This window comes from Brevundimonas sp., assembly GCF_035626975.1.
GTDB lineage: Bacteria > Pseudomonadota > Alphaproteobacteria > Caulobacterales > Caulobacteraceae > Brevundimonas.
Window position 1 is genome coordinate 153,369 of the sequence record NZ_DASPMQ010000039.1, and the last position, 8,200, is coordinate 161,568.

Consider the following 8,200-nt stretch of genomic DNA (forward strand, 5'->3'; position numbering starts at 1 on the left):
GCTCAGGGGTCCCGGAACAAGGAGCGGGCGACGATCCGGGTCACCGCCTCGCGGCGCGCCTTCACCTCGTCCGCCGAGGCGACGACCCGGCGGACCTTCACCCGATAGCCCTTGACGAGAGTGTCGGCGGGATCCGGCGGCGCCGACAGGCCCTGGATGTAGTCTGGCAGGGCTTCCGGCGTCAGAAACGTCACCCGCTCCTGGTCCGCCTCTTCGAGGCCGGCGAGAACAGTCTCGCGGAACCGGACGCCGGTGGCGCGCGACTTGACCAGGACGAGCGCGATCCGGTCGACCCCGGCGGCGAGGCATTTGCGAACGTTGGCCGCCTCCTGGCCGGTCGGGGTGGTGACCGAGACCTCGAAGGCGACGCGCAGGCCGTCGCGCTCGAGCAGCACGTCGACCTGCCCGCCGGCGACCGGGGCCTCGATCGTGGCGCGGAACCCCTGCTGCTGGCCGAGTTCGCCGATCAGCGACTGCAGATAGCGGTGCTGCGACCCGCCCTTGCCGGGGTGGTGCGATGGCGGATCGCGCCGCGGCCGCGACACGGGACTATCGACGAAAGGCTCCGCGGACAGGGCCGACGCCAGGGTCTCCCGGGATCGCGGCGCCGGATCGGCGAGTCCCGGCGCACCCGGCGACGCGGGCGCGGTGAAGAGCTCCACGTCCATCGGCACGCCGCAGTAGCGATCCCGGTTGGCCTCGAGCAGGCGCTCGAAGGCCTCGCCGCTGGAGGTCGGCTGCCGCTCGAGATAGCCGAGCGGCGTGGTCAGCCGCACCGCGCCGGGCGTCATGTTCTTCAGCCAGGCGGCGAACTCGGTGCGGTCGCGGCGCCGGCGCATGCTCTCGATGAACTCGGCCGTGGTGTGCAGCTCGTCGGCGAAGGCGCGGGCGTCCCGGGCCGAGACGCCGCCGGCGAACTTGAGCGAGGTGTTGGCGTGCAGCGCCGCGCGCAGCCGCGGCGACAGCTGGTCGAGGGTCTGGTGCGCCAGCGTCAGCCCGACGCGGTATTTGCGGGCCTGGTTGAGGATGGTCTCGACGTCGTCCCCGAAATACTCCTGGGCCTCGTCGACATAGACGAAGGTCGGCGTGCGCTCGTCCGCCGGGATGACCGAGCGCTCCAGCGCCGCCTGGGCGATCATGGCGATGAAGAAGCGGCCCAGCAGGGCGCTGCCGTCCGACTTGAGCAGGTCCTTGGCGGTGGAGACGAGGATGATCTTGCCGGCGTTCATGGCCGCGTAGAGATCGAGCTTGTTCTCGCGCTGCAGGAACATCCGCTCAAAGGCCGGGGTCGACAGCACGCCCCACAGCCGGCGCAGGATCTGCTTCTTGGTGGCCGCGAACGACGGAGCGAAGAACTCGGTGGCGAAGAAATGCCGCGCCGAGCCCTGCAACTGGCCCATGTACGGCTTGAACGGCGCCCCGTCCTCCATGACCTGCATCAGGGTGTGCAGGGTCGCGCCCGGAATGGTGATCATCAGCCGCGCCAGGTAGCGGAAGATCACCCCCTGCTTCTGGGTCAGCTCGGCCCCGAGCATGGCCCCGAAGAAGGTCTCATAGAGTTCGACCACGCCGTTGAGCACCCGCTCGCGGTCGACGGCCGAATAGCCTTCGGTGCGGTCCAGATGGGCGTCGAACAGGTTGAGCGCCGCCGGGAACTCGATATCGGAGGGATCGACCAGCACCAGCCGGTCGGCCAGGCTCCGTTCGGCGTCCGGCGAGAACAGCTCCAGCCGCAGCAGCTTCTGGATCAGGTCGCCCTGGCTGTCGATCACCACCACCGAGCGGCCGTCCTCGAGCGCCTTGACCAGATCGTCGTGGATCAGCCGCTGCAGCAGCTGGGTCTTGCCGTGGCCGGTGCCGCCGATGATGTGGCAGTGCTCGAAGCGCATCTCGTCCGGCACCCGGAACGGCACCGGCAGGTCGAGCAGGTCGGCGAACGGCGTGCCGCCCAGGTACAGCTCGACCAGTTCGGACGGGGTGCGGCTCTTCTGGCGCGTGGGGACGATCAGCCGCTCGGACACCGCGTGCGGATCGGCTTCCGGCGAGAAGCCCGAGGCGACGAGCATATTGGTGATCAGCCGCACCCGCAGCCGCTCGAACAGCTCCAGGCGCAGCGCGGCGTCGTCGTAGGGCAGCATGACGAAGCGCTCGACCGCCTCCGCCGGCCGGTCGAGCAGCTCGATCAGCGGCACGCCCAGGGCGTCCCCGGTCCCGGTGTCCCAGGCCGTGAAGCAGCCCTCGGGCAGATCCTTGAACAGGGCGATGAAGCCCTCGGTCAGCCGCGTCCGCACCAGACCGAACATCCCCCCGAAATCGGCGGCCCAGCGACGCCGGCGCGTGAGCAGCTTGCGCACCTCGACGGCGACCGCCGCATCGCCCTCGATCACCGGCCAGTCGGCTTCCAGGGCGATGAGGTCCTCGGCCCGCAACAGCCCCTCGGCCGCGTCGGCGGCGGCGATCAGCACCGGCAGGGCCGGCACGCGATCGCTCGCCCGGATCACGGTCTTGATCAGGTCGACGGCGAGGTCGTCGACCGGCGTCGTCGCCAGCGGCGAGGCCCGCCACAGCGCCTCGACCTCGGCCCAGCGGTCGCGGGTGTCCTGGAGCTCGCGGCCGCGGGTGCCGCCGCCGAGCCAGTGGGTCAGATCGCTCGTGCGGAACACGCGCTAGAGTTCGAGGACTTCTTCGCCGCCGAAATGCGAAGCGGCGTCGAGAACCTCCTTGAAGGTCTGGGCGGCCTGCCGGATGTGACCCTCGATCGCCAGCAGCTCGACCACGTCCTTGACCTCGACGCGCTTGCCGCCTTCCAGGTCCTTGACCGTCAGGGTCAGGGTCACGGCCTTGTACGCGAGCCGCGAGGCGACCCCGAGCAGGCCGCTGCCGCCGGTGATCTCGTGACTGGCGTAGAGCTCCGTGTCCTGGAGCTTGAATCTGCGGATGCGCTCCTTCTCGTCGGCGGACAGGTCGGCCCGCACGTCGAGCGTGAACACCACCTTGCCCAGCAGGCCCGCGCGCTGGTCGCGCCGCAACAGCAGTTTCATCGTCCCCTCCCCCTTTGGTGAAAATCTCTCGCTAGAGCCAGGCGGCGACGCCCCCGTGGCCGGAACAGGTGCCACGCCGGCTCTGGCTGAAGCTGTAGGTGCCGTCGCGGCAACGGGCGCTGGCCCCGGCCGGCGGCCGATCGTCCGGCGTCCGCGTCGGGCGGCGCACGCATCGACCCCGGCTGTTCTCGTAATAGCCGGCCGCGCATGTGGGCGCGACCGCGGCGGCGGCGATTCCGGGCACGGCCGTCATGACCAGCGCCGGTTGCGCAAGGATCAGGACTCCGGCCGCCGCCATGGCGATCCGCTTCAAACAGGCCCGCATCAAATTTCCCCGAACGACGTTCTCTATTCGCTACCATGCAGCGCGCATTCACGCCTCGCAACCTTTAAGTGATCCGGTCACGAAGACCGCGCCGCGGCGACGAGGCTGAACCCTCCCTCGCCCTATCGCTTCCGGCGGAGGCTCCAGACCAGGCCAGAGAGCGCGGTGATCAGGATCGCAAAGGCGCTGATATGTTCCGGCGTGATGGTCATGACGTTCTCCTTGCGGTCAACCAGGAGAGGACTATATTCCTAGCTTGCGTCAGAATCGGTCGTGGCGTGACGCGTTGGACCTGTACGTCTTCCCTGACGTGGCAAACCGGAATCCGGACAAGGCTGACGCCATGGGCCGGTGGCGCGCCTTCCGGGCAAACCGCCGAGGCACCGTGGCCGGCCTTTGACAACCATCCCAACCCGCCCGCCTGGCCCGCATCCAACAGCCTCTATGCGCCAGAAGCGGACAATGGCTGCTTGCCCGCGAGCCGACATTCAGATCAGGCTCGAAAGGGGGTTGGCTGGGAGGCGCGGCCTAGGGCTTTTCCGCATGACCGGCGTTCCGCAAAGGTGACCGCCGGTTCAGATCCAAGACAGCCGACAATGTGCCCGGCGATCCTACACATCCGAGGCGAGCGGAAGAACGATCTCAGCCAGGCCTCAGGGTTAGTCGGGGCGGAGACCCAACCTTAACGCCAGCTTCCCGACAGGAACGTGCGATACGCTAACGCCGTGAACGACGGCTCGCGCATTCTGTTGGTCGAAGATGACCCCGCCCTTGGGCGAGCGCTGGTCTGCGCGCTTGAGCAGGACCGCTGGCCGGTGGATCACGTGACCTCGCTCGCGGATGCGTTCGAGGCTGTTCTGCAGCGACCCTACCGGCTCATCCTCCTGGACCGGAGCCTGCCCGATGGCGACGGCGTTGCCCTGGTCGCGGTCGCCCGGTCCCGAACGCCTCGCCCCTCCATCATATTCGTCACGGCCCGTGACGACGTGGCTGACCGGATCGAGGGCCTGGACGCGGGGGCGGACGACTATCTGGTCAAGCCGTTCTCGGTGGCCGAACTGCATGCCCGCGTGCGCGCCGCATGTCGCCGGCCGATCGACCGCGGGGACAAAACCATCATAGAATCTGGCCGGCTCACCTTCGACCCGGTCAGCCGCGAGGTGCGCGTGGGGGGCAGACCGCTGCCGCTGCCCCGGCGCGAACTGGCTCTGTTCGCTGTCCTGATCTGCAAGGCCGGACGCGTGGTCCAAAGGACCCACCTGGAGTCCGAAGTCTACGGGCTGGACGAGGAGGTCTCAGGCAATGCGCTGGAGACCCAGGTCTCCCGCCTGCGCCGGCGGCTGGAGATGGAGGACGCGGGGGTCGACCTGCGGACCATACGGGGCGTGGGCTACATGCTGCGCCCATGCTGAGGTGGCCGCGATCACTGGCCTTGCGCGCGGTCGCCGCTCTGCTCGCGGTCCATGTCCTCACGATCGCGATCGTGCTCGGCTTTAGCGTGTCGGAGGGTCGAACCACGCGTCTGGGCGGCGCGAGCCTGGCGCTGGAGTTCGCCCGCGAGGAGCTCACGTTCGAGCGCCGCGGGTGGGTCATTCCAACCGACGGGGCGTTCGCGTCCCTCGCCGCGCGAAATCCCTCGCTATGGCTGATCGGCGGCGATGAGGACCGCTTCCTCGTCCTGGGCGACCCGCCGCCGCCCGCCCGGCGGCTGTTTGGTCTGCCGACAGATCCAGGAACCAACAGCGACGAAGGATTCGGCGCGCTGCTGCCCGAGGTGGCGATAGAGCGGCGCGACATCGATAGCCGCCCGATCCTCCTGGCGGTTGGCGGGGTAGACCCGGACACCGTCACCTCAGCCGACGTGCTGCGCAGCTTCTCGCTGGCGCCCATTGTGGCGGTCATTCTCGGCCTTGGAGCGCTGGGCGTGATCGCGCTGCTGCTGGCGATCCCGCTGTTGTCGCGGGCCATACGTCCGATCGTCGATGAGGCCACCTCCATCCAGCCGGATGATGTCGGCCGCCGACTGGACGAAAGCCGGGCGCCGCCCGAGCTACTGCCACTCGCGCGCGCCTTTAACGGCGCGCTTGAGCGCCTCGAAATCGAACTTGGCCGGCGAAAGCGGCTGATATCCAACGTGGCGCATGAGCTGCGCACGCCGCTGGCGGTCCTCTCGCTTCGCGTAGACACCCTGTCCAGTCCGGCCGAGGAGCGCGAGGCCCTCCGAAGAGCCGTCCTGCAAGTCTCACGCCTCGCAGAGCAAATGCTGGATCTGGAGCGGTTCTCGCTGCCAACCGGGCCTCGGGTCCCAGTCAATCTGACCGAGCTGGCGCGGGAGGTCATCTCGTCCCTGGCGCCCATGGCCATAAACGCCGGCTACGAGTTGGCGCTCGAAGCGCCGCAGGTTCCGGTTATCGTCTCCGGTAACCGCGAAGCGGTCATCCGAGCTGTCACAAACCTGATCAGCAACGCCGTTCAGCACGGCGGCGGCGGCGGCCTGATCAGCGTCGTCCTGGGCGACGGGCGGATCGAGGTGATCGACGAGGGGCCGGGTGTGCCTGAGTCCCTGCAGCAGCGGCTGTTCGAGGCCTTCGCCCGGGGCGGCGGGGAGACCGGTGGATCAGGGCTCGGCCTACATTTGACGCGCGAGGTCATGCGGGGCTTGGGCGGAGAGGTCTACTGGCGTTGCGACGGCGCAAGGACGATCTTTCGCCTGCAGTTTTCAGGGCCGGATACGGGCGCCGGCTGACCGGCGTCCCACAACTGTCCATCAACTGTCGCGCCATGCCCATGCACGACAGGCAGGCGTCAGCCGCGCGGGCTAGGTGTCCATCATGCCGCCCACCGGCAGAACCTGATGTCCTGACACACGGAACCTGGCATGCCGCTGAAATTCTCCCGTCTCGCCGCCGTCAGCCTAACGGCCCTCATTGTCGCCAGCGGGTTGCCCGCGGCTTCTATCGCCCAAACCGCGGGCTCGGCAGAGAGCAGCCCTCGATCCCAGGCCCGCTTTGAGGCGGTGCGCAGGGTTATTCAGCAGACGCTGCAGGAGGCCAACGTGCCGTCCATCGCTGTGGCCGTCGTTCAGGATGGGCAGATCGTCTGGGAGGAAGCCTTCGGCTACTCCGATCGCGAGCGGCAGATTCCCGCCACCGCCCACACGCCCTACTCACTCGCCTCGATGACAAAGCCGATCACCGCAACCGCGGTCATGCAGCTTCAGGAAGCCGGCCGGCTCGACATCGACGCTCCGATCGAGCGCTACCTCGGCGGCGTCAGGCTCGCCGGCTATGCGTTCGACGCCGACCAGGTGACCGCCCGCCGCATCATGTCCCACTCGGCCGGGCTGCCCCAGTACGGCAACTTCTATCTGGACGGCTCAGCGCCGGCCGGGTCGGAGCAAACCATCTCCCGGTTCGGGATGGTGGTCTTCCCGCCGAATACCCGCTTCGAATACTCGAATATCGGCATGAAGATCCTGGACGCCGCGATCGCCCGGGCGTCCGGCCTGTCCTATGGCGAGTACCTGCAGCGCGAGGTGTTCGGCCCGCTGGGCATGAGCCACAGCGCGGTTGGCCTGCCCGTCGGCGTCGAAGCGGCGGTCCGGTACGACAACGATCGTAACCCCATGCGGCTCTACATGACGGATCATCCGGGCTCCGGCGACGTCTGGGCCAGCGCCCACGATATGGCGCGCTTCCTCGCCTTCCACATGGGCACGCCCTTGTCCGATCAGGAGCCGATCCTCAGCCCCGAGACGCGAGTGGCGATGCAGCGCCCGGCCAGCGCCTATCCGATGCCGACGCCGCCCGATGCTCCGCGCAGGGATATTGGAGCCCAACTGGATTGTGACGACGAGCAACGGTCACCCGCAGATCTGGCATTCCGGGGGCCAGCCGGGCGTCAGCAGCGTCATGGCCTTTTTCCCGGACCAGAAGATCGCCTTCGTGCTTCTCGCGAACGCCTCTGCGCCGCTCGGCAGGATTGGGCAGGCGATCCGCGAGGCGATCGCGCCGGAGCTTCTGGAACCGGCCTCCGAACCGGTCCCGCCCGCTCCCGAGCCCATTCCCTTCCGCGGTCGATGGGTCGGCGCCGTGACCAGCCATGCCGGCGAGCAGCCCATCACCCTGAGCTTCCAGGAAAACGGCGAGGTCACCGTGCAACTGGGGGCCCAGGCGAGCACGACGCTCGCTCAGCCCGCCTACGAGAACGGCGCCCTCACCGGACGGTTCTCCGGGTCCAGCAACATCCCTGAAGCGGCCCGGGCGTCGCATAATCTGTCGCTCAAGGTCGTGCCCGTCGACGGAGAACTGGCGGGTCAGCTGGTAGCCCAAGGCATGGACGCGAACGCCGCTTTCATGCTGCCCAGCTTCGTTCGTCTCCGGCCCTTGGGAGAGGAGCGCTGAGGCGAGACAAGGGAAACACCTATCAGCAGCCGGCATGCGCCAGGAGCGGACATTGGCTGCTTGCCCGCGAGCCGACGCCAAGGGCATGGGTTGCTTGCCGCGGGGCCATTCTTTCGCCCCACCATCATCCCGGCCTGGTGATGCCGCCGAGCCTCACGGAGGCGGGGGCCCGGTCGATTCCTGGTCACCCCATCCAGTCGTCGCTGCGCAGGTCCGCGTCGCCGAGGAGCCGGCCCTGGTCGTCGATGAGGGCCATCCAGCCGCCGGCGGGGGCGACGCGGGCCTCGAGGGCGAGGAACAGCGGCGTGTCCCCGGTCCCCGGCAGCACCAGCGGCTCGTCGGCGAGCTTGATCGCCGCGACGCCGGGCAGGACCAGCGGCTCGCCGTCGGCGAGGGCCGGCGGCACGAAGGCGTCGTCGTCGAGGTCCGCC

General features: G+C 68.7%; 7 protein-coding genes. 3 read left to right on the forward strand and 4 right to left on the reverse strand.

Annotation, left to right across the window (positions count from 1 at the left end; all coding sequences use genetic code 11):
- Positions 1–2: 2 nt before the first annotated feature.
- The 3 genes from VEB62_RS10945 to VEB62_RS10955 are packed head-to-tail and all read right to left on the reverse strand — an operon-like array spanning position 3 to position 3,366.
- Entirely contained in the window at positions 3–2,663 is a 2,661-nt protein-coding gene (locus VEB62_RS10945; protein WP_324799263.1) for a type IV secretory system conjugative DNA transfer family protein, read from the reverse strand.
- Between the two features lie 3 nt (positions 2,664–2,666).
- Positions 2,667–3,041, reverse strand: a complete 375-nt coding sequence (locus VEB62_RS10950; protein ID WP_324799266.1) for a hypothetical protein — start codon at positions 3,039–3,041, stop codon at positions 2,667–2,669.
- Positions 3,042–3,072: 31 nt separating this feature from the next.
- A complete protein-coding gene (locus tag VEB62_RS10955) occupies positions 3,073–3,366 on the reverse strand; it encodes a DUF3761 domain-containing protein (protein ID WP_324799270.1) in 294 nt (97 codons plus the stop codon).
- Between the two features lie 707 nt (positions 3,367–4,073).
- On the opposite strand from VEB62_RS10955, the gene VEB62_RS10960 reads away from it, so the two are divergent.
- The 3 genes from VEB62_RS10960 to VEB62_RS10970 all read left to right on the forward strand — a co-directional run bounded on the left by VEB62_RS10960 (position 4,074) and on the right by VEB62_RS10970 (position 7,618).
- Positions 4,074–4,778, forward strand: coding sequence for a response regulator transcription factor (locus tag VEB62_RS10960; protein WP_324799273.1), 705 nt, complete (start codon positions 4,074–4,076; stop codon positions 4,776–4,778).
- 20 nt (positions 4,779–4,798) lie between these two features.
- Positions 4,799–6,112, forward strand: coding sequence for a sensor histidine kinase (locus tag VEB62_RS10965; RefSeq protein WP_324799276.1), 1,314 nt, complete (start codon positions 4,799–4,801; stop codon positions 6,110–6,112).
- 132 nt (positions 6,113–6,244) lie between these two features.
- Positions 6,245–7,618 (forward strand): serine hydrolase, encoded by a 1,374-nt coding sequence (locus VEB62_RS10970; RefSeq protein ID WP_324799279.1) that lies wholly within the window; start codon positions 6,245–6,247, stop codon positions 7,616–7,618.
- A gap of 335 nt (positions 7,619–7,953) precedes the next feature.
- Here the strand turns inward: VEB62_RS10970 and VEB62_RS10975 are convergent.
- Positions 7,954–8,200, reverse strand: a 247-nt coding sequence (locus VEB62_RS10975; protein ID WP_324799281.1) for a hypothetical protein, incomplete at its 5' end; no start/stop codon positions are given.

Bases quoted from the DNA above. Each gene is read 5' to 3' on its own strand.
- VEB62_RS10950 (WP_324799266.1), bottom strand. From the start codon at position 3,041: ATGAAACTGCTGTTGCGGCGCGACCAGCGCGCGGGCCTGCTGGGCAAG.
- VEB62_RS10955 (WP_324799270.1), bottom strand. From the start codon at position 3,366: ATGCGGGCCTGTTTGAAGCGGATCGCCATGGCGGCGGCCGGAGTCCTG.
- VEB62_RS10970 (WP_324799279.1), top strand. From the start codon at position 6,245: ATGCCGCTGAAATTCTCCCGTCTCGCCGCCGTCAGCCTAACGGCCCTC.